Source organism: Plantibacter sp. CFBP 8804 (assembly GCF_014841225.1).
Lineage (GTDB): Bacteria > Actinomycetota > Actinomycetes > Actinomycetales > Microbacteriaceae > Plantibacter > Plantibacter auratus.
In genome coordinates, this window is record NZ_JACYTU010000003.1 from 338,502 (window position 1) to 359,809 (window position 21,308).

Annotated in this window: 20 protein-coding genes and 1 pseudogene; 9 read left to right on the plus strand and 12 right to left on the minus strand. The window is 71.4% G+C overall.

What is annotated here, in order from left to right:
* Positions 1-19 precede the first annotated feature (19 nt).
* The 4 genes from aztB to aztD are packed head-to-tail and all read left to right on the plus strand — an operon-like array spanning position 20 to position 4,446.
* Entirely contained in the window at positions 20-1,018 is a 999-nt protein-coding gene (gene aztB / locus IFU11_RS09685) for a zinc ABC transporter permease AztB (RefSeq protein WP_192018803.1), read from the plus strand.
* Complete coding sequence (locus IFU11_RS09690; protein WP_229940342.1) at positions 910-2,235, plus strand: hypothetical protein; 1,326 nt, start codon at positions 910-912, stop codon at positions 2,233-2,235. The genes aztB and IFU11_RS09690 overlap by 109 nt, the downstream gene beginning before the upstream one ends.
* Before the next feature lie 2 nt (positions 2,236-2,237).
* Complete coding sequence (gene aztC / locus IFU11_RS09695) at positions 2,238-3,170, plus strand: zinc ABC transporter substrate-binding protein AztC (RefSeq protein ID WP_192018804.1); 933 nt, start codon at positions 2,238-2,240, stop codon at positions 3,168-3,170.
* 28 nt (positions 3,171-3,198) lie between these two features.
* Positions 3,199-4,446: a zinc metallochaperone AztD gene (gene aztD, locus IFU11_RS09700; RefSeq protein ID WP_244631727.1), complete on the plus strand. Its 1,248-nt coding sequence runs from the start codon at positions 3,199-3,201 to the stop codon at positions 4,444-4,446.
* Positions 4,447-4,531: 85 nt separating this feature from the next.
* On the opposite strand, the gene IFU11_RS09705 is transcribed toward aztD, so the two are convergent.
* From IFU11_RS09705 to IFU11_RS09715, 3 genes and pseudogenes are all read right to left on the minus strand, one after another.
* Positions 4,532-5,926, minus strand: coding sequence for an FtsX-like permease family protein (locus IFU11_RS09705; RefSeq protein ID WP_371742753.1), 1,395 nt, complete (start codon positions 5,924-5,926; stop codon positions 4,532-4,534).
* 245 nt (positions 5,927-6,171) lie between these two features.
* Positions 6,172-6,849 (minus strand): annotated as a pseudogene (locus tag IFU11_RS09710) (ABC transporter ATP-binding protein); the annotation flags it as partial.
* Positions 6,850-6,951: 102 nt separating this feature from the next.
* Positions 6,952-7,266 carry a hypothetical protein gene (locus IFU11_RS09715; RefSeq protein ID WP_086474678.1) on the minus strand — a complete coding sequence of 105 codons (315 nt, stop codon included), beginning with the start codon at positions 7,264-7,266 and terminating at the stop codon, positions 6,952-6,954.
* Positions 7,267-7,393: 127 nt separating this feature from the next.
* Here IFU11_RS09715 and IFU11_RS09720 point away from each other — a divergent pair, with 127 nt between their 5' ends.
* Positions 7,394-8,548 carry an AI-2E family transporter gene (locus tag IFU11_RS09720; RefSeq protein ID WP_124768621.1) on the plus strand — a complete coding sequence of 385 codons (1,155 nt, stop codon included), beginning with the start codon at positions 7,394-7,396 and terminating at the stop codon, positions 8,546-8,548.
* Between the two features lie 6 nt (positions 8,549-8,554).
* Here IFU11_RS09720 and IFU11_RS09725 read toward each other — a convergent pair whose 3' ends face one another.
* The 8 genes from IFU11_RS09725 to IFU11_RS09760 form a co-directional block, all read right to left on the minus strand.
* The gene (locus IFU11_RS09725) at positions 8,555-9,652 is read right to left on the minus strand and encodes an ABC transporter ATP-binding protein (protein ID WP_192018805.1); all 1,098 of its coding nucleotides are present in this window, start codon (positions 9,650-9,652) and stop codon (positions 8,555-8,557) included.
* On the minus strand, positions 9,649-10,461 hold the full coding sequence (locus IFU11_RS09730) for an ABC transporter permease (protein ID WP_085512186.1): 813 nt from the start codon (positions 10,459-10,461) through the stop codon (positions 9,649-9,651). The genes IFU11_RS09725 and IFU11_RS09730 overlap by 4 nt, the downstream gene beginning before the upstream one ends.
* Positions 10,458-11,420 (minus strand): ABC transporter permease, encoded by a 963-nt coding sequence (locus IFU11_RS09735; RefSeq protein WP_244631728.1) that lies wholly within the window; start codon positions 11,418-11,420, stop codon positions 10,458-10,460. The genes IFU11_RS09730 and IFU11_RS09735 overlap by 4 nt, the downstream gene beginning before the upstream one ends.
* Positions 11,420-12,529 (minus strand): ABC transporter substrate-binding protein, encoded by a 1,110-nt coding sequence (locus IFU11_RS09740; RefSeq protein ID WP_137242365.1) that lies wholly within the window; start codon positions 12,527-12,529, stop codon positions 11,420-11,422. The genes IFU11_RS09735 and IFU11_RS09740 overlap by 1 nt, the downstream gene beginning before the upstream one ends.
* A 272-nt stretch (positions 12,530-12,801) precedes the next feature.
* Positions 12,802-13,434: a GNAT family N-acetyltransferase gene (locus tag IFU11_RS09745; RefSeq protein ID WP_192018806.1), complete on the minus strand. Its 633-nt coding sequence runs from the start codon at positions 13,432-13,434 to the stop codon at positions 12,802-12,804.
* 49 nt (positions 13,435-13,483) lie between these two features.
* Positions 13,484-14,599, minus strand: coding sequence for a lactonase family protein (locus IFU11_RS09750; RefSeq protein ID WP_192018807.1), 1,116 nt, complete (start codon positions 14,597-14,599; stop codon positions 13,484-13,486).
* A gap of 42 nt (positions 14,600-14,641) precedes the next feature.
* Entirely contained in the window at positions 14,642-14,935 is a 294-nt protein-coding gene (locus tag IFU11_RS09755) for a winged helix-turn-helix transcriptional regulator (RefSeq protein WP_079705009.1), read from the minus strand.
* 33 nt (positions 14,936-14,968) lie between these two features.
* Entirely contained in the window at positions 14,969-16,255 is a 1,287-nt protein-coding gene (locus IFU11_RS09760) for an adenylosuccinate synthase (protein WP_064295554.1), read from the minus strand.
* 252 nt (positions 16,256-16,507) lie between these two features.
* On the opposite strand from IFU11_RS09760, the gene IFU11_RS09765 reads away from it, so the two are divergent.
* A complete protein-coding gene (locus IFU11_RS09765) occupies positions 16,508-17,260 on the plus strand; it encodes an HAD-IIB family hydrolase (protein ID WP_064295553.1) in 753 nt (250 codons plus the stop codon).
* 122 nt (positions 17,261-17,382) lie between these two features.
* On the opposite strand, the gene IFU11_RS09770 is transcribed toward IFU11_RS09765, so the two are convergent.
* Complete coding sequence (locus IFU11_RS09770; RefSeq protein WP_064295552.1) at positions 17,383-17,859, minus strand: DUF3151 domain-containing protein; 477 nt, start codon at positions 17,857-17,859, stop codon at positions 17,383-17,385.
* 125 nt (positions 17,860-17,984) lie between these two features.
* Between IFU11_RS09770 and IFU11_RS09775 the strand changes: the two genes are divergently transcribed.
* The 3 genes from IFU11_RS09775 (at position 17,985) to IFU11_RS09785 (ending at position 21,280) form a co-directional block, all read left to right on the plus strand.
* A complete protein-coding gene (locus tag IFU11_RS09775; protein ID WP_192018809.1) occupies positions 17,985-18,686 on the plus strand; it encodes a TetR/AcrR family transcriptional regulator in 702 nt (233 codons plus the stop codon).
* Positions 18,676-19,332 carry a hypothetical protein gene (locus IFU11_RS09780; RefSeq protein WP_191940444.1) on the plus strand — a complete coding sequence of 219 codons (657 nt, stop codon included), beginning with the start codon at positions 18,676-18,678 and terminating at the stop codon, positions 19,330-19,332. Before IFU11_RS09775 ends, IFU11_RS09780 begins: the two co-directional genes overlap by 11 nt.
* 70 nt (positions 19,333-19,402) lie before the next feature.
* On the plus strand, positions 19,403-21,280 hold the full coding sequence (locus IFU11_RS09785; RefSeq protein WP_192018810.1) for a YhgE/Pip family protein: 1,878 nt from the start codon (positions 19,403-19,405) through the stop codon (positions 21,278-21,280).
* Positions 21,281-21,308: the final 28 nt, after the last annotated feature.

A 21,308-nucleotide genomic window follows, 5' to 3' on the forward strand; every position in this document is an offset into this window, starting at 1 on the left:
TCATGTAGGGTGCTCAACCATGACCTGGATCGCCGAGCCGTTCACCGCGGCCTTCCTCCTGCGCGCCCTCGTCGGCGGCCTGCTGGTGGCGGCCGTCTGCGGTGTCGTGGGCACCTGGGTCGTCCTCCGCGGCCTCGCGTTCCTCGGGGAGGCGATGGCCCACGGCATGCTGCCCGGCGTCGCCACCGCGGCACTCCTCGGCCTGCCACCGGTCGCCGGCGCGGCCGTCAGCGCGGTCGTCATGACCGCCGGCGTCAGCCTCGTCTCGCGGCGCGGCAGGCTGTCCCACGACACCTCGATCGGTCTCCTCTTCGTCGGCATGCTGGCCCTCGGGGTCATCATCGTGTCGTCGAGCAGATCGTTCGCCACCGACCTCACGGCGATCCTCTTCGGCGACATCCTCGCCATCCGGCCCGCGGACCTGGTGGGCCTCGCCATCGCCCTCCTCGTCACCGTGGGCGTCGCGGTCGCCTTCCACCGCCCGTTCGTCGCGCTCGCCTTCGACCGCCGGGTCGCCCAGACCATGGGCCTCCGGCCGCGACTCGCCCACGCGATGCTCGTCGGCCTCGTGACCCTCGCAGTCGTCGCCTCGTACAGCGCCGTCGGCACCCTGCTCGTCGTGGCGCTCCTCCTCGGGCCGGCCGTCGCCGCGGCCCACTGGGCGCGTCGCATCCCGCTCATCATGCTGCTCGCCACGGGTTTCGGCGGCCTCGCCGTGCTGCTCGGCCTGCTCCTCTCCTGGTACGGCGACACCGCGGCCGGAGCGTCCATCGCCGCCTGTTCGATCCTGCTCGCCACGGTGTCGTGGGGCGCGCGGGCGCTCGTCGGACGGCTCCGGCGGCCCATCGACCGACACCTCGACCACCCCGACGACCACCTCACCGAACCGACCCACCTGGAAAGCGCACCGTGCACCGACTCCTCCGACCGACCATCCGACCAGGCGGCATCCGCCCGACCGACGACCGGCTCCCCCGCGCCACACGCACCGCGCTCGCTCTCGGCGCCCTCGCACTGACGCTCAGCGCCTGCGCGCCGCAGGGGTCGGCATCACCCACCGCGACGGCCTCGGACGAACCGCGCGGACACGGCTACGTCGAGGGCGCGAGCGAGCTCCCCGAACCGCAGCTGCACCTCGCGACCGCCGACGTCGACGGCACCGTCGAGCTGACCGACCTGCTCAGCGAGGAGCGGACGACGCTCGCCGAGCTCGGCCCGATCTCGGCGCTCACGGGCGACGGCCGGTTCGTCGCCGCGCAGTCCGAGCCCGCCGGCACCGTGACGATCATCGACACCGGCGTGTGGACGGTCGACCACGAAGACCACCAGCACTACTACCGGGCCGAGGCGCGGGTCGTCGGCGAGATCGAGGGCGACGGACCAGCGACGATCACCGCCGGTTCGACGACCACCGCCGTGCGGTTCGCCGATTCGGGCGAGACACTCCTCCTCGACACCGCCGCACTCGGCACGGGCGAGATCACGCAGTCCGGTCGGATCCGGACCTCGCCGGGTGCTCCCGGACTCACCGTGCCGATCGGCGAGACGGTCCTCGCGACCGACGGGAGCGGGAGGCTGCATCTCCATGGCGTCGACGGCGACCTCCTCGACCCTTCGTCGGCATCCGTGACCGCTGCCGACGCCGTGCTCGCCGGGTGCACCGATCCGGCCGGCAGCATCACGACCAACGTCGGCGTCGTCATCGGCTGCGCGGAGGGCGCGCTCCTCGCCGTCGTCGACCGCAGCTCGAGCGAGGCCGACCCGGTCCCCACGTTCGAGGCGATCCCCTATCCGCAGGCTGTCGCCGCCGCCGACCGCGCGACGTCCTTCCACGCGCGTCCCGGCCGTCCGACGGTCGCCGCCGTCGCCGGCACCTCCGGCGCATGGCTGCTCGACACCCGCGAGCGCAGCTGGGCGCTGCTGCCGACCCCCGCACCCCTGCAGCTGGTCACCGCCGTCGACGACCGCGACCAGCACGTCGTCGGCCTCACGACGACCGGCGACCTCCTCGTCCTCGACGGTGCCACCGGCGCCGTGACGGGGACCGCGGCGGCACTCGTCGGTGCAGCCGACCTCGCCACGGGCGTCCAGCTGGAGGTCGACCAGAACCGCGCCTACCTGAACACCCCGGGCACGCGCACCGTCTCCGAGATCGACTACGGCGACGCCGCGCGGATCGCCCGCACCTTCACCTTCGACACGGCACCGGCGTTCCTCGCCGAGACGGGACGCTGACCATGCGAGCGACCATCCCCCGCACGACCGCCCTCCTGCGCACGACCGCCGTCCTCGCGGCCGGCCTCGTGCTCGGAACCGGCCTGACGAGCTGTGCGGCGAGCGCCGACGACCGCCCGCTCGTCGTCGTGACCACGAACATCCTCGGCGACGTCGTCGGTGAACTCGTCGGTGACCAGGCCGAGGTCATGACCCTCATGCCGCCCGACGCCGATCCGCACTCCTTCGAGATCTCCGCACGGCAGGCGGCGCGCATCACCGGTGCGCAGCTGCTCGTGTCGAACGGCCTGGGACTCGAGGAGGGACTCACCCAGCACCTGGAGACCGCGGCCGACGAGGGGGTGCCGATCGTCGAGGCCGGCTCGCTCGTCGACGTCCTCGAGACCGCGTCGGGCGCGACCGATCCGCACTTCTGGACCGACCCGACGCAGATGACGTCGGTCGTGGACGGGGTCACCGAGGCGTTGCTCGAGGAGATACCCACGCTCGACGCGGCCGAGCTGCAGGCGAACGCCGCCACGTACGCGGCCGAGCTCGAGGCGCTCGACGCCGAGATGGCCGAGGCGTTCGCCGCCATCCCGGCCGAGCAGCGGAAGCTCGTCACCAACCATCACGTGTTCGGGTACCTCGCCGCCCGCTACGACTTCCAGGTCATCGGCGCCGTCATCCCGAGCGGCACCACGCTCGCGGCCCCCAGCGCCTCGGACCTCGACGAACTGTCGACCGCGATCGAGGAGGCCGGCGTCCGGACGATCTTCGCCGACTCCTCGCAACCCGACCGGCTCGTGCAGGTGCTCGCCGACGAGGCGGACGTCGACGTCACCGTCGTCCCGTTGTTCACCGAGTCGTTGACCGCCGAGTCGGGCGACGCCCCCACCTACCTCACCATGATGCGCGCGAACACCGAGCGCATCGCCACCGGACTCTCGCCCTGAGCGGGCGTCCACGAACCGATAGGAAACCATGCAGCAGCACCACCGCAGTCCCCTGGCATCGCGCCTGAAGCGCGGCCGGGTCCCGTTCCTCGTCGTCGGCACCGCCGCGGCCCTCCTCCTCACCGGGTGCTCGACCGCGAGCGGCTCCGCGCCCGACGCGACTGCGTCGACCTCCGCCGACCCGCAGAGTCGGATCACCCTGACCTACGACGGCGGCCTCCTCGTCCTCGACGCCGCATCCCTCGAGGTGGTCGGCGACCTCCCCCTCGACGGCTTCAACCGGGTGAACGCCGCCGGCGACGGGCGGCACGTGCTCGTCACCACGACGAAGGGCTTCCAGGTCCTCGACACCGGGACGTGGACGGACGAGGACGGCACCTCGAAGCAGGCCGACCCGGTCCTGACCGACCTCGTCTTCCCCGCCGACACCGCAGGCCACGTCGTCCGTCACGCCGACAAGACCATCCTCTTCGCCGACGGCTCCGGCGACACGACGATCTTCGACAGCGCTGACCTCCTCGAGGCCACCGACGAGCTGCCCGAGACCGAGACCATCCCGTCGGAGGCCGCGCACCACGGTGTCGCCATCGAGCTCGAGGACGGCACCGTGCTGTCCACGATCGGCACCTCGGACGCCCGGACCGGTGTCCGGGTGCTCGACGACTCGCGCACCGAGATCGCCCGCAACGAGCAGTGCCCGTCGGTGCACGGTGAAGGCACCGTCAAGGACGAGGTCGTCGTGTTCGGCTGCAGCGACGGCGTGCTCGTCTACGACAGCGGCGTCTTCACGAAGATCCAGGCGCCGGACGCCTACGGGCGCACGGGCAACCAGTACGTCAGCGAGACGTCCTCCATCGCGGTCGGCGACTACAACAGCGACCCCGACGCCGAGGGCTACGACCTCCGCCAGCTCGCGTTCACCGACACGGTCGCGAAGACGACGAAGATCGTCGACCTGCCGGAGGGCGTCGGCTACACCTGGCGCGACGTCGCGCGAGGGCCGAGCGACGAGGTCATCGTGCTCGGCAACGACGGTTCGCTGCACATCCTCGACGAGCAGACGGGTGCCGTCACCGACACGATCAAGGTCATCGACGCCTGGGAGCCGCCGGCCGAGTGGCAGGACGCCCACCCGGCGCTCGTCGTCCAGGACGGTGTCGCCTACGTGACCGACCCGGCGACGAAGTCGATCCACGCCGTGGATCTCGCGTCGGGCGACATCACGACGGGTGAACTGCCCGGCGTCCCGAACGAGATCGCGGTCGTCACGGGCTGACCCGACCTCCCCGAGAGCGCCCGTTCCGTCCTCCCCGCGTCATGCAGGGGACGGAACGGGCGCTCTCGTCGTGCGGGCCCGGCGGTCAGACGCGCTCGGGCGCTCGGACCACCCCGGAGACGACCGGACTGGTCGCGCGAAGGGCCGCCCACACGAGCCCGATGCCACCGGCGAAGCACCCGACGATGACGAGGACCGACAGCGGGGCGAGGATGACACTGATGCTGGCCATCGGCAGGACGAGCAGGACGCCGAGTCCGGCCGAGCCCAGCGCGACCACCCGCAGGGGCAGCATGACCGCGCGACCGCGAGCCCGTTCCATGACGTCCCGCGGCACCCCCAGGCGGTCGAGGCTGACGTACAGGTCTCGCCGGTCGAGGACCGCCGACGCCTGGTTCACCCCGACGGAGCATGCGACCATGAGGAACGACGCGACGAGCGTGATGATCACGCCGGTGCGGATGTCGTCGATGAGGATGGCGCTCTCACGGTCGAGGTCGGAACCTCCGGCGGCGTCCATGAGCGCCACCCCGGTCCCGGCGACGACGGCGACGAAGCTCGTCATCGCGACGCCACTGACCTGACGCCACGCCGCCTTCGGCGACTCCAGGATCGTGCGGGCAGCGAGGAGCCGCTCCGGCGTCTTGGCGCGCTTGGCCGATCCCCGGCCGATCACCCCGACGACCCAGGGGCCGATCAACCCGAGTACCCCGACACCGGCGGCGAACCCCACGCCCAGGACGGCGATCATGACGGCGACCTCCTGCAACCCCGCCACGACGGAGAGCATGCCGTAGGCGAGGATCACGACGACGACCCCGACGACGATGCGCAGCCAGTGCACGGTCGGCGCCTGCTGCTTCGTGCGGACGCCGAGCGGGCTCACGTTCACCGCGCGGAGACCGATGGCTGCACTCGCGGCTGCGAGCAGCACGACACCGAGGACCACCGCGGCGATGATCGGGACACCGACCCAGACGCCCTCGACCCCGATCGGGGAACCGCCGAACGGGATGAACCCGACGAGCGGCAGCATGCCGAGGTACAGCAGGATCCCCGCGAACGCTCCGAGGAGGGCGACCCCGGCCGATTCGAGAACGGTCATCGCCGTGACCGTGCCGGGTGTCGCGCCGAGGAGTCGGAGGGTGGCGAGTCGGTCGTCGCGGCGCCGGGCGGAGAGCCGCGCGGCCGCCCCACCGAGCGAGCCGAGCGGGACGAGCAGCAGGGCCAGTGCCAGCACACTGAGCACCTGGTAGATGAAGGCCGTCTCACCGGTCCACCGCCAGAACATCAGGGCGCCACCCAGCACGGTGAGCACGAGTGCGGTGGTCACGGCGAACGCGACCGCCGGGAGCACGATCGTCGCAGGGCTCTGCGCGCCCGGGCGGGCGAGCATCCAGGTGAGACGGACGACGGGACTGCGACCGCTGCCGGCGGGGACCGGGATCCGGGTCGGTGCGACCCCGACTGCGGCGGTCACGGTCGGGCTCCGTTCGGGACGACGCCGGTCGCCTGACCCGGGTGGGCCTGCGGCGGGTACGGCTGCGCAGCGGGCTGGGCGTACGGCTGCGGCGGGAACGGCTGCCCGGCGGGCTGCTGCTGGTACGGGGGCTGCTGCTGGTACGGGAGCTGCTGCGGCGGGTACGGCTGCTGCACCTGCTGCGGCACGGGTGCCTGCCCGGTCGCGAACTGCTGCGGCGGGGTCGGCGCGCCGACCCCGCCCGGCTGCCCGACGATCCGACCGTCGGCCAGGCGGATGGTCCGCGAGCACCGCGCGGCGACCGTCTCGTCGTGCGTCACGAGGACGAGCGTGCGTCCCTGCCCGGTCGTCGCGTGGAGCAGGGCTCCCATGACGTCGGCTGAGGTCCGGGAGTCGAGCGCGCCGGTCGGCTCGTCGGCGAAGACGATGGGGGCACCGGTCACCTGGGCGCGGGCGATCGCGACGCGCTGCGCCTGACCACCGCTCAGTTCGCCGATCCGTCGGGTCTCCATGCCGGCCAGTCCGAGGGCGGCGAGCCACGCCGCCGCGCTCGTTTCAGCGGCGATGCGCGGTGTCCCGCCGAGCATCAGCGCGATGGCGACGTTCTCGACGGCGGTCAGCTCGGGGATGAGCAGGCCCTGCTGGAAGACGAAGCCGAAGGACTCGCGCCGCAGCTGCGACCGGTGCCGTTCGTCGAGCTGGTCGACGCGGACGACGCCCGTCGGGGTGCTGAAGGCGATCGAGCCGGTGTCGGGGGTGACGATCCCGGCGAGCGCATGCATGAGCGTGGTCTTGCCGGAGCCGGAGGCACCCATGATGGCGACCGACTCACCGGGGAGGATGTCGAGGTCGACGCCGGCGAGGGCGACGGTCGGCCCGTACTGTTTCGTGAGTCCGCGTGCGGAGAGGATCGAAGTGTTCATGCTCCCATCGTCGGCGGCAGGTGTCCCTCGGCGCGTCGGCCGGGCGATGCAAGCTCCGCCGCCCGGGTCATCCGCGAGGTGGACCCGGCGTGGACCTCGCGGTCAGTTGCCGCGGCGGCGGTACTGGGCGAAGACCGCCGCGTCGGCTGCCCAGCCCGCACCGAGGAACCGGAGGCCTGTTCCGGCGTCGGTCCCGTCGGTTCCGGCCGCGGGCGCTTGCGTCGGCTCGACCGAGGCGGTGAGGTCGACCCCGGCAGCGCCGGCGGCGACGTGTGCCGTAGCGCTGACGCGCTCGGCGACCACTCCCTGCTCCGCGGCCTCGTCGCGCCGGCTCGGCATCGGCTCCGTCAGCGGGACCGCCCGCAGCGGTGCGGTGACCCGGGTGTGGACGGCGTGCGAACGGGTGATCGATGACATGTTCCCATCGTCCTGAACCCGAGCACCCGGCACATCCCGCAGTCGGGTGATCCTGCAGGGCCCGGTCTCATCCTCCGGTACCACGACAGCTGTCGGGCAAACGGGCGGTGGGCAATACGCTTGCGGCATGACGAGTGCACCCCATCGCCACCAGCCGCTGCGTCCGGCGGCACGTCAGCAGCGGGTCCGGTTCCGCGCCCATCGCCCGGCCGAGGTGACGACCACCGTCAGGACGACCCTCCAGCGCCCATTCGCGATCGGCTTCGTCGGAGCACTCGGTGCCCTCGCGGCCATCCTGCTCGTCCTCACCCTCGGCTCACTGTCGACCATCCTCGTGTCCATCGCCGTCGGCCTCTTCATCGCGCTCGGCCTCGATCCGGTCGTCGTCCGGCTCGAGGCACGCGGCATCAAGCGCCCGTTCGCGATCGCGATCGTCTTCGCCGTCTTCGCCGTCCTGCTCGCGCTCCTCCTGGCCCTCGTCATCCCCGTCGTCACCCGGCAGGCCGTCGAACTCGTGAGCAACGCCCCGACCTTCCTGACCGGCATCCAGGACCAGGAGTGGTTCCGGTCCCTGAGCGACTACCTCGGTCCGGGCGTCGACCTCCAGGGCGCGCTCGACTGGCTCTACGGGGTGGCCGCCGACCCGAAGACGTGGGTCGTCCTGGCCGGCGGCGCCCTCAACCTCGGCGTCGGCATCGCGAACGGCTTCTTCGGCGGCTTCATCGCCCTCGTCCTCGCGCTCTACTTCCTCGCGTCCATGCAGGCGATGAAGAACGCGTTCTACTCCTTGGTGCCCCGTCGCTCCCGGCCGCGCGTCGTGTCGATCACCGACCAGATCACCGCCTCGATCGGCGGATACGTGAGCGGCATGGTGGTGCTGGCCGGGATCAACGCCGTCCTCGGGCTCATCATGATGCTCATCGTCGGGGTGCCGTACGCCGGGATCCTCGCCGTCGTCATCTTCTTCGTGACGCTCATCCCGCTCGTCGGCTCGATCATCGCGACCGTCGTCGTCGCGACCGTCGGGCTGTTCGACTCACCGACGACGGCACTCATCGTCATCGTCTACTACCTGGTCTACATGCAGATCGAGTCGTACGTGCTGACGCCGCGGGTCATGAACAAGGCGGTCGCGGTGCCCGGCGCCCTCGTCGTCATCGGCGCGATGGTGGGTGGTTCGCTCATCGGGCTGCTCGGCGCCCTCGTCTCCATCCCGGTGACGGCGTCGATCCTGCTGATCATCAAGCAGGTCGTCGTGCCACGGCAGAACGCGAAGGCGTAGCGCCCCTCAGGCCGCCTGCACCGGGACGGGACGACCGGCGAAGCGGATGCGGACGGATTCCCCCGCTTCCAGTCGTTCCGTCGCGCCGTGCTGCACCGCGACCAGCGTGCCGTCCGGCAGCTCGACGGTCGTCCGACGCACCGGGCCGAGGAAGCTGGACGTGAGCACGACCACAGCGGACCCGACCGCGGGCTCCGTCGCGTCGGTGAACACGACGTCCTCAGGCCGGACGAGCGCGACGACGGCCCCGTCCCCCGGCTGCTCGCCGATCACCGGCAGCACCTGCCCGAGCACCTCGACGCCACCGGGCACGAGCTCCCCCGGGATCCGGTTGCTCAGGCCGATGAACTCCGCGACGAACGGCGACGACGGCCGCGAGTAGAGCTCCTCCGGCGTCCCGATCTGCTCGATGACGCCGGCACGCATGACGGCGACCCGGTCGGCGACGGCGAGCGCCTCCTCCTGGTCGTGCGTGACGAAGAGGGTCGTGATCTGCAGCTCCGACTGGATCCGACGGATCTCGTCGCGCAGCTGGACGCGCACCTTGGCGTCGAGGGCGCTGAGCGGCTCGTCGAGGAGGAGGACCCGAGGACGCGTGACCAACGCCCGGGCGAGGGCGACGCGCTGCTGCTGCCCGCCCGACAGCTGGTGGGCGTAGCGGGCGGCGAGGTGGCCGAGGCCGACGAGGTCGAGGCTCTCGGCGGCACGCGTCCGTCGCTCGGCCGCGGGCACCTTCCGCATGCGCAGGCCGAACTCGACGTTCTCGAGCACCGTGAGGTGTGGGAACAGCGAGTACGACTGGAACACCATGCCGAGGTCGCGCCGGTTGGTGGGCACGGACACGACGTCGACGCCGTCGATGAGCACGCTCCCCGAGGTGATGTCCTCGAGTCCCGCCAGGCTGCGGAGCGCGGTCGTCTTCCCGCACCCCGACGGCCCCAGCAGCGCGACGAACTCACCGGGCGCGAGGTCGAGGCTCACGCCGTCGAGGGCGCGGGCACCCGAGCCGTAGTCCTTCACGACGCGATCGAACCGCACCGCTGCGCCGGCCGGGTGTCCGTCTCCAGGCGTCGCTGCGGGTGCCGACTGGTCGATGGTGGTCATGGTGTCTCCCTGATGCGTCGGATCGATCCGACGCGGCCGATGATGAACAGCAGGACGAAGGCGAAGGCGAGCGCCAGCAGGGCGAAGGCCACCGCGACGAAGGGGTCGCTCTTCGACACCTGCACGAGCGAGGTCTGCAGCGTGTTGCGTCCGAGGAGCGAGGCGATCGTGTACTCACCGAGGACGACGGCGACCGAGATGACCGACGCCGTCAGCACGCCGCGACGCAGGTTGGGCAGCAGGACGCGGACGAGGACGGTCCCCCAGCCGGCGCCGAGCGTGCGCGCGGCCTCGGCGAGGGTACCGACGTCGACCGACTGCAGGTTCGCGGCGATCGCCCGGTAGGCGTACGGCAGCACCGTGATCCCGTAGGCGAACGCGAGCGTCCACGGCGCACTGCCGAGCAGCCTGGCGACGACCGAGTAGACCGGTGCGAGTCCGACGACGAGCACGATGGCCGGGACGGTGATCGGGATGATGCAGACGAACTCGAGGACGCGCTGCAGCTTCGGGAAGCGGAGCTTCACGAGGATCATCGTCGGCAGCAGGAGCACCACGACGATCAGCACGGTCACCGCGGCGAGCACGACGGAGTTGCCGATGCCCTGGAAGAGCACCCGGTACTTCCGCGAGTTCTCCGGGTCGAGGATCGCGGCCCAGTGGCCGAGGTCGTGGCCGCCGTCGATCCCGGCGCGCAGGGTGAACTCGACCATCGACAGGATCGGGACGGCGAACACCACCGCGACGACGACGAGGATGATGCGGCTCGTGAGCTTCGACGGCGTGGCCGAGTCGCGGACGGCGCTCATCGCTGCCACCGTTCCGTCCGCGCCTGCAGGGCGGAGTAGGCCGTCATCATGACGACCATCACGACGATCATCCCGATCGCGAGCGAACCGGCGAGGTTCTCCCGGCCGAGGACGGTCTCGCTGATGAGGGCACCGCGGATCTGGAGCGGCACGATCTGCGCCCCCTGGCTGATGAGCGCGGCGGCGGTCGCATAGCTCGAGAACGCGTTCGCGAACAACAGCAGGAGCGACCCGAGGAAGGAGGGGGCGAGGATCGGCATCGCGATCCGGGTCCAGTAGGTGAAGCGGGTGCCGCCGAGGGTCGCGTTCGCCTCGGACCAGGTCCGCTTCAACCCCTCCATCGCCGGCATGAAGGTGATGACCATGAGCGGCACCTGGAAGTACAGGTACGGCAGGAGGAGCCCGGGGACCTGGTAGAGCCAGACGCCGTCGGCGAAGAGGTCGACCCCGAGGCGGTCTTTGAGGAACACCGTCACGAGGCCCTGGATGCCGATGGTCGCGATGAAGGCGAAGGCGAGCATGACGCCGCCGAACTGGGCGAGGACACTCGAGGCCGCGTCGACGAAGGTGCGGATGATTCCGTCGGGCCGGACCGCGAGGAGCGCGTAACAGACGAGGGCTCCGATGACGGCTCCGGCGACCGCGGTGACGGCGGAGACCCAGAAGGAGCTGGCGAAGGCCCCGAGGACCGCCGGCTCGGCGAGCGCCGTGAGGTTGTCGAACGTGAACGCGCCGTCGCCGTCGAAGAAGCCGGTGGCGAGGGCGAGGAACGTCGGGACCGCGAGGAAGAGCAGGGTGTACAGCGCGAACGGCGTCAGGCCGAGGAGCGCCCAGCGCGGACGGCGGCGGGGCCGCGCCGCGGCGGGTTCGGCCGAGGATGCGTCGGTCGGCGGGAGCGAGACGGCGGGGCCGGCGTGTGCCGACCCCGCCTCACTCCGCCGGGTGGCGGAGGCATTCATCAGGAGATCGCTGCCGCCCACTTCTCGGCGAGCAGCGAGGTGGCCTGCTCGGTCTGCTCGGGCGTGAACTGCACGAGGTCGGCGGGCATCTCGCCCACGGCGTCGAGGGCCTTCTGGTCGACGGTGTCGGCCTCGACCATCGCGGCGAGGGTCGACGGGTACGCGCCGGCGGCGAGGTACAGGTTCTGCGCCTCGGGGCTGAAGATGAACTCCTGCCAGAGTCGCGCGGCCGCGGGGTGCGGGGCGTCCACGTTGATGGCCTGGTTGTAGTAGCTGCCGACGGCCGAGCCCGGGAGGACGGTGGTCTTCCAGTTGCGCTGGCCCTCGTTCTCGGTCGCCGCAGCGAGGTTGTTGTAGCTCCAGTCGATCACGACGGGGGTCTCACCCGAGGCGATGGTCGCGGGGGTCGGGTCGAGGGGCAGGAAGTTGCCCGCCTGGTTGAGCTTCTGGAAGAAGTCGACACCAGGCTGGATGTCGTCGGCCGAACCACCGGACTGCAGGGCGGCGAGGTAGACGCCGGCTGCGGCGGCACCGGCCTGGGTCGGGTCGCCGTTCAGCGCGACCTTGCCCGCGAACTCGGAGCCGAGGAGGTCGTCGAGCGACTTCGGTGCCGGGACGGCGTCCGCGTCGTAGCCGATGGAGACGAGGCCGGTGTAGTCGTAGACCCACAGGCCGGTCTTCTCCTTCGAGCCCTCCGGGATGTCGTCCCAGTTGGCGACCTGGTAGGGCGCGAACTGGTCGAGGTTGTCGAGGGCGACGGCGGAGCCGAGGTCGAAGACGTCGGGAGCGGTGTCCTGGCCCTTCTGGTTCTTCGCGGCCGTGATCTCCTCGGCGCTCGAGACGTCGGGGTCGGCCGAGTTGACGGTGATGTCGTACTTGTCCTCGAACGCGGAGATGATCTTCCCGTAGTTCGCCCAGGTGTCGGGGAGGGCGATGACGTTGAGCTGGCCTTCGGCCTTCGCCGCCTCGACGAGCGCGTCCATCCCGCCGAAGTCCTCGGCGGAGGTCGCCTTCTTGGCGTCGACGTCGGAGCCGGCTCCGGTGTCCGCTCCGGCGGAGCATGCGGTGAGCGCGGTCGCTGCGAGCGCGACGATGGCGAGGGCGGTCATACGCCTGGTGTTCACGGTTCCTCCAGTGACGTCGGCGGCCGCCCGTGCTGTCGGGCCGTCGGATACCGCGTCCGTCGTCTGGAGGACAAGCTAGGGTCGCGACGTAGCGCGATCGGGGCCTGCCGGTGTCGCGCAGGTGAACAGTGCCCTTCGACAAGCTCAGGGACCGGGCGGGGGGGGCTCAGGGACCTGGCGGGGGGCTCAGGGACCGGGCGGGGGGCTCAGGGACCGGGCGGGGGGGCTGAGGAACCGGGCGGGGGCTCGCGGCCGCGTCAGCCGCGGAGGGCCACGGGGCCGGGGCTCCTGGCGAGGCGCTCCTCGAGACCGGACCGGACCTCCGGCCACTCCTCGGCGAGCACGGAGAACAGTGCGGTGGTCCGCCACGTGCCGTCGGCCCGCTGCTTGTCGCGGCGGATGAGCCCCTCGAACGTGGCCCCGAGGCGCAGGATCGCGGTGCGTGAGCGCTCATTGCGCTCGTCGGCCTGGATCTTCACCCGGCCGAAGCCTGCGTCGAAGGCGAGTCCGAGGAGCAGCAGCTTCGTCTCGGCGTTGACGGCGGTGCCCCAGACGCGCGGGTCGTACGCGGTCCAACCGAGGTGGGCGGCCTCCCCCGGCTCGTCGAAGTCGCCGAGCGTGGACGTGCCGACGAGGAGCCCGTCGTGTTCGCCGCCGACGAGCCGGATGACGTAGGTGTTGCGCACGCCGGTCGTGAAGTAGCCGTCCGCGAAGGCGTCGAACTCGGCCTGCGTCGTCGGCAACCCCGCAGGTCCGCCGCCGTAGCCGCCGGCGAAGACCTCCGGGTGCGCGATCGCCGTGAACAGCTCCGGATAGTGCGCGCTTTCCAGCGGTTCGAGGCGGATGGTCCGGCCGTCGATGGGACGGGGCTCAGGGCGTCGTGCGGTCACCGTTCCACCGTATCCGGTGGCGGGCGTCGCGCGAGGACCGGTCTCGCGGTCAGGCGAGGATGAGGCAGGTGGGCGAACCGGCGTCGAGCGTCCCGAGGAGCGTCGTCGGGACCCCCGTGCGCTCGTCGAGCCGGAAGCTCGCGATGGAGTTCGACAGCTGGTTCGCGACGTGCAGGAAGCGACCCGACTCCCGGTGGTGGCGCGGCATCGTCCCGCCGCACTCGACGTCGGCCACGGCCTCGACCCGCGAACCGTCGCCGGTGACGCGCAAGGTGGCGATGCGGTCGCTCCCGCGGACGCCGACGTGCAGCTGCTCCCGCGAGGCGGCGAGGCTGATCTCAGCGCCCGTGTCGCCCTCGGACACGCCCTCCGAGGCCGCGACGGTCGCCGCGAGGATGTGCCAGTGCCCGTCGGTGCCGTCGACACCGAGCGTGAAGACCTCGACCGAGTATTCGGTGATGACGTGGAGGTGGCCGCTCGGGTGGACGACGAGGTGTCGCGGACCCGTGCCGCGCGGGAACACGACGGTGTGGTCGAGCACCAACCGCGACCCACGGAGCTGCCAGATGCGGACCGTGTCGTGGCCGAGGTCGGTGGTCGCGATGCGGCCGTCCGGGAGGAGCGCCGAGGCGTGCGCGCGCGACGGTCGGGACGGCAGGGCCTCGCCGACAGCGGCCTCCAGCGCGAGCAGCGTGAGCGCGTCCTCGCCCGCGTCCGCGGACTCCGCAGCGAGCGCGGTGGGCGACGCCCAGGGGTCGACGGACGCCTCGCCGAGACACGGGTCGCCGGCGAACGCCGCGTTCTCCGCGAGCGGGACGGTCACGACCCGACCGTCGCCGTAGCAACTCGCGATGAGCATGTCAGCACCGGGGACCGTCGCGACGTGGCACACCGAGTCGCCGGCTTCGATGGGCTTGCCGAACGGGGCGAGCCCGAACTCTCCGGAACGTTTGAACGCTTCGACGGCGCCGGTCGACTCGCTCGCCGCATAGACGATCGGCAGCGTCGGGTGCAGGGTCAGGAACGAGGGCGACTGCGCCTCCGACGACTGCACGAGGCGGAGGGTGCCCGCCTCGTCCTGGCGCAGCAGGCTGATGCCGGCACCGGTGCCGTCGGCCTCCGAGGTGTAGGAACCGAGCAGGAGGTAGGGGTTGTCGTCGCTCACCCCCACAGTCTCCCACCTGCGCCGTCTCGCACCGGCGCCCGCTCAGGAGATGCGGCGGGCGCGGACGCCGGCCGCGTACTCCTTCGGGGTCATGCCGATCGCCTCACGCACGATCCGGATGAGCGTCGCGCGGGTGATCCCGAGCGCGTTCGCGAGGGTGACCAACGAGAGGTCGGGATCGTCGTCGAGGGTCGCCAGAGCGCGCCGGACCCGCGGGTCGAGCGCACCGGCGTCGCGCTGGGCACGCACCGCCGGCCGAGGCCTGACCTCACCGCTCGTGAGCTCCTCGACCGGTGGCAGCCCGGGCAGGGACGGCTGACTGGATTCGTCCACCATGGCGCGTTCGACGCTCGTCGTTCGCTACTCGGATCAGTCGACGAGGTCGTGACGCACGACGATCGCGTCGCGCCCGGGACCCACGCCGATCGCGGAGATGCGCGAACCGCTCATCGCCTCGAGCGCCAGCACGTAGTCCTGGGCGTTCTTCGGGAGGTCCTCGAAGCGGCGGACACCGGTGATGTCTTCCTGCCAGCCGGGGAACTCCTCGTAGATCGGGACGGCGTGGTGGAAGTCGGTCTGCGAGACCGGCACCTCGTCGACCCGGACGCCGTCGACCTCGTAGGCGACGCACACCGGGATGGTGGCGAGGTCGTCGAGGATGTCGAGCTTCGTCAGGACGAAGTCGGTGACGCCGTTGATGCGCGCCGCGTACCGGGCGATCGGGGCGTCGTACCAGCCGACGCGACGCGGACGACCGGTCGTCGTGCCGAACTCGAAGCCCTTCGAGCGGAGGTAGTCGCCGGACTCGTCGAACAGCTCGGTCGGGAACGGGCCGGCGCCGACGCGGGTCGTGTAGGCCTTGACGATGCCGATGACGCGGTCGAGGCGGTTCGGTGCGACACCGGAGCCGGTCGCGGCACCACCCGAGGTCGCGTTGGAGGAGGTGACGAAGGGATAGGTGCCGTGGTCGACGTCGAGCATCGTGGCCTGGCCACCCTCGAAGAGGACGATCTTGCCGTCGTCGAGCGCCTCGTTCAGCACGAGCGCGGTGTCCGCCACCATCGGGCGGAGTCGCTCGGCGTAGGCGAGGAGGTCGGCCACGATCTCGTCGACCGTGATGGCGCGGCGGTTGAAGACCTTGACCAGCAGGTGGTTCTTCTGGTCGAGGGCGCCCTCGACCTTCTGGCGCAGGATGTTCTCGTCGAAGAGGTCCTGGATGCGGATGCCGACGCGGTTGATCTTGTCGGCGTAGGCCGGGCCGATGCCACGGCCGGTGGTGCCGATCTGACGCTTGCCGAGGAAGCGCTCCGTCACCTTGTCGATGGTGCGGTGGTACTGGGTGATGACGTGCGCGTTGGCGCTCACGAGGAGGCGCGAGACGTCGATGCCGCGGGCCTGGAGTGCCTCGAGCTCGTGGAACAGCACCTCGATGTCGATGACGACACCGTTGGAGATGACGGGGACGACGCCGCTCGTCAGGATGCCGGACGGCAGGAGGTGGAGCGCGTACTTCTCGTCACCGATGACGACCGTGTGCCCCGCGTTGTTGCCGCCGTTGAACTTCACGACGTAGTCGATGCGGTCACCGAGCAGGTCGGTGGCCTTCCCCTTGCCTTCGTCGCCCCACTGGGCGCCGACGATCACGATTGCTGGCATCTGGATGCCGCCCCTTCCGGATTCTCGTGTGCCCGGCGGATCCGCTGGGGAACCACGCCCTGACAGGCCGGACGCCCACCCTCTGCGGGCGGGCGTCTCGTGCACGCACCCCTCCATCGTACCGGAGGAGGGTCACGGGCACCGAGTCCCAGGCTGCGCTCGATACCATGAGGGGATGTTCAGGCCTCGGGCGGCCGTCCTGCCTGCCGATCGCCCTCGACGACCGTCCTCTCGACCGACCGAACGGAACCCATGACCTCCTTGCCGCGCCTCGTCGCCTTCGACCTCGACGACACCCTCGCCCCGTCGAAGTCCGCGCTCGACCCTCGCATGGCCGAACTGTTCGTTGCGCTCCTCGAACGCACCTCGGTGTGCATCATCTCGGGCGGCCAGATCGTGCAGTTCCAGAACCAGGTGCTCGACCGGCTCGGAGCCGCGTCGCCCGAGGCCCTCGGCCGACTGCACCTCATGCCCACCTGCGGCACCCGGTACGACCGCTTCGACGGCACCGCGTGGGTCACCGTCTACAAGCACGACCTCACCGACGACCAGAAGGCCCGCGCCATGGGCGCTCTCGAGACCGAGGCCAAGCGACTCGGCCTCTGGGCCGACGAGACCTGGGGACCGATCCTCGAGGACCGCGGCTCGCAGATCACCTTCTCCGCCCTCGGGCAGGCCGCGCCGGTCGCCGAGAAGACCGCCTGGGACCCCGACGGCGCGAAGAAGGAGTCGCTGCGCGCCGCCGTGCAGGCGCTGCTCCCCGACCTCGAGGTCCGATCCGGCGGCTCGACCTCCGTCGACATCACCATGGCGGGCGTCGACAAGGCGTTCGGCATGACGCGGCTCGCCGAGCACACGGGCATCCCGCTGGAGGAGATGGTCTTCGTCGGCGACCGCCTCGACGAGGGCGGCAACGACTACCCGGTCCTCGCGCTCGGGGTGCCGTCGGTGGCCGTGCACGGCTGGCAGGACACGGCGGCGTACCTGGAATCGCTCGGCCTGTAGGGCGTCGGTCCGGCCCTTCGACAGGCTCAGGAACCGGGGACGCGGCCTGCCCTTCGACAGGCTCAGGGACCGGGGAGGGAGCTCAGGAACCGGGACCGACAGGCTCAGGGACCGGGGAAGGGCTAGTCGGAGCCGAGGATGACGATCGCGGAGGTCGGCGGGGCCGCCGCCGCGACGAGGTACTCGATCTCTTCGGACGCAGTGGGGTCGGCCTCGCGCAGGAAGGTGTCGAGACGCTCGACCTCCTCGGTCTCGCCGATCGCCTTCGCGGAGCGGCGGAGCGCGTAGAGCGAGCGCAGCACCCCGCGGTTCGGCGCGTGCGACCACGGGATCGGGCCCTGACCGCGCCAACCGGCAGCACGGAGCGAGTCCAAGCCGCGGTGATACCCGACCCGTGCGGCCGCGTAGCCGGGGATCGGCGACTGCGGGTCGTGGACCGCGTCGGCGAGGAGTGCCCAGCCGAGCGAGGAGCGGGGGTGGGCCGCGAGGAGGTCCGCCAGCGCCTCGATCGAACCGACGGCCGCGTGGAACTCGGCATCGGTGGCGCTGTCGTCCGGCAGCAGTGTCGGAGGGGTTGCCATCAGATTCTCACCGGTCATCGTTCAACCATAGCTCCGTTCCCCGGGCCCGGCGTGGGAGGAACCTGGCAGCCCTCGCTGAGAGCTCGCCGCATCCACGAACGTCGATATTGCACACCGCTGTGCAAGATAGTACGATCGCTGTCATGACCACCACCCAAGCGCCCGCGAGCGGGTCGCGCGCCCCTCGTCGCGACGCCGCCGAGAACCGCGTCGCGCTGCTCGAAGCCGCCCGCCTGGCGCTCCGCAGCGACCCCGACGCCAGCCTCGAGACCATCGCGGCGGCCGCCGGCCTCACCCGCCGCTCGGTGTACGGACACTTCGCCACGCGCGACGAGCTCGTGAACGCCGTCGTCGTGGCGGGGGCCGAGCGCGTCGCCTCGTCGATCACGGCCGTCCAGGGCGACGACCCGCTCACCACCATCGCGCTCATCGGCGACGTCCTGTGGGCCCAGGTGGACCACGTCCGGATCATGGCGCCGCTCGCCGTCCGCGGGCCGCTCCGCGCCGTCACGGCGGCCGCCCTCGAACCCGTCAGGACCCTCCTCCTCCGCACCGTCGAGGCGGGCGTCGCGGACGGCTCCATCCGCCCCGACATCGACGCAGGCGTGCTCGCCCGACTCGTCGAGAGCACGGCCGTCGGGGTACTCGAGGAGGCGATCCGATCCGGCCTCTCGACGAGCGCCGGCCGCCGACTCGTCATGCTCGCCACCCTCGGGGCGGTCGGTCTGTCGTGGCAGGACGCCACGGCGGTCGCCGACCGCGCCGACACCGAACACGCAGACACCCACCGCCACACCACCGGCACCGGCACCGGCACGAACGAGGAGTCCTCCCATGCGCGTTGAACTCGACGGCGTCTCCAAGGGCAAGGGCGGCATCGTCCTCGAGCCGACCTCCCTCTCCTTCCGGACGGGCGAGGCGACCTTCGCCCGCGCCGAGACCGAGCAGCGGCCGACCGTCCTCGGCCTCATCGCCTCCGGCCGGATGATGCCCGACACCGGCACCGTCCTCGTCGACGGGGCGACCGACCGCAAGACGATGCGCCGCGTGATCGCCCTCATCGACGCCCCCGACGTCTCCGAACCGGCCAGCGGCGTCGCGGTCTCCGGCGTCGTCGCCGAGGAGCTCATGTTCGCCGGCCGGGCGAGCCACCCCTTCGCCGTCGCGCGGTTCCTCGAGTCGCTCGACCTCGCGCACCTCGCGAAGCAGCCGATCTCGACCGTCGCACCGACCGACCGCGTGCGGCTCCTCACCGAGCTCGCGGTCCTCCGGGAGGACGTCACCGCGCTCGTCCTCGTCTCCCCCGACCGCCACGGCGGCGACCCGCTCGAGTGGTGGAACCTCGCCCGCAAGCTCGCCGCCCGTGGCTACGGCGTCCTCGTGATCGCCGGCGACGCCTCGGCGACCGCCATCAACGCCACCGCCGACGCCCCGGTGTCCGAGAACGCCACGGACGAACTCGTCCCCCTCTTCCAGCAGGACTGGTCGTGACGCACACCGTGCACCACGACCGTCCAGCCCTCCCCTCATCCCGCACCACCCGTCCCCAGAAGGACCTCCTGTGAAGATCTTCGCGATGATCCGCGCCGAACTGTCCCGCCTGTGGGCCACGCCCATGTCGCGGCTCGCCCTCGTCGCCCTCATGTGCGTCCCGTTGCTCTACGGCGGCCTGTACCTCTGGGCGAACCAGGACCCGTACGCCAAGCTCGACCAGGTTCCCGTGGCGCTCGTCGTCGAGGACACCGGTGCGCCGGCGACCGACGACACGACCGGCGATGCGACAGGCGAGACGGAGAACTACGGCGACGACATCGCCGACCAGCTCATCGAGGACGGATCGTTCGCCTGGCACGAGGTCAGCGCGGCCGACGCCGCCCGGGGCGTGAACGACGGCACCTTCGACTTCAGCGTCACGATCCCCGCCGACTTCTCGACCTCCCTCACCTCCGCGTCGGGCGACGCCCCGCAGCAGGCGACGGTCCAGCTCACGACGAACGACGCCAACAGCTACCTGGCGACGACGATCGGTGAGCAGGCGGTCAAGCAGATCAAGGCGACCATCGTGCAGACGGTGAACCGCCAGGCCGCCGGCCGGTTCCTCATCGCGCTCGACACGATCAAGACGAAGCTCGTCGACGCAACCTCGGGCGCGACGCAGCTGGCCGACGGCGCACAGCAGGCCTTCGACGGCGCCGGGACCGCCCAGGCCGGTGCGGCGACCCTCGCCTCCGGCACCGCGCAGATCGCCTCGGGGACGGCCAGCCTGCCCGCCCAGACCGACCAGCTGGCCTCGGGCGCCGAGCAGGTGGCGTCCGGGACGTCGACCCTCGCCGGCAAGGGCGACGAGGTCGGCGCGGCCGCCCAGCGACTCGTGGACTCGATCCCCACGGCCCGTGCGCAGATCTCCCAGACCCTCGCGGAGAACGGCTTCACCCCCGAGCAGATCGCCCAGGTGCTGGCACTGCTCGACCCGGTGGCCGCCGACGCCACGACGGCGAACGAGCGCGTCCAGACCGTCGTCTCGCAGGTCGACCAGCTCAACAGCGGTGCCCAGCAGGTCGCCGGGGGCGCCCGGACGCTGAGCGACGCCATGCCCGCGCTCGCCTCGGGGACGCAGCAGGCCGCCGACGGTGCCGCATCGCTGCAGACCGGCCTCACGACCCTGCAGACGGGCCTCGGCACCCTCCGCGACGGCATCGTCACCCTCCGCGACGGTCTGCAGTCCGGCGCGGACGCCATCCCCGCGACCACCGCGGACTCCCGCGAACTCCAGGCCAAGACGATCGCCGATCCGGTCAAACTGACCAACTCCTCGGTGACGAGCGCGGGCACCTACGGGGCAGGACTCGCTCCGTTCTTCGTCAGCCTCGCCGCCTGGATCGGCATCTACGCGCTCTTCCTCATCGTCAAGCCGGTCTCGCGGCGCGCCATCACCGCGCTCCACAGCCCCATCAAGGTGACCGTCGCCGGCTGGCTCACGCCGGGCCTCCTCGGGACGATCCAGATGGTCGCGCTGTTCGGCATCCTCGCCGGCGCCCTGCACTTCGAGGTCCACAACCCGCTCGCGACCTACGGGATGATGGCGCTCGCGTCCCTCACCTTCGCGGCGATCATCCTGACGCTCAACGTGTGGTTCGGCAGCGTCGGGCAGTTCCTCGGCCTCGTGCTCATGGTCGCCCAGCTCGTCACCGCCGGCGGGACGTTCCCGTGGCAGACCCTCCCGGCGCCGCTCGCGGCACTGCACCACGTGCTCCCGATGTCCTACGCGGTCGACGGCATGCGCCAGTTGATGTATGGAGGGCGGATGGACGCCGCCCTGCAGGACGCCGGGGTCCTGCTCGCCTGGCTGGCGATCGCGCTGAGCCTCTCGGCGATCGGCGTGACGCGGATGACGCACGCCAGGACGCTCCGCGACCTCCGGCCGAGCCTCATCGGCTAGGCACCGGTCGAGCGCGCAGGCGCCCGCG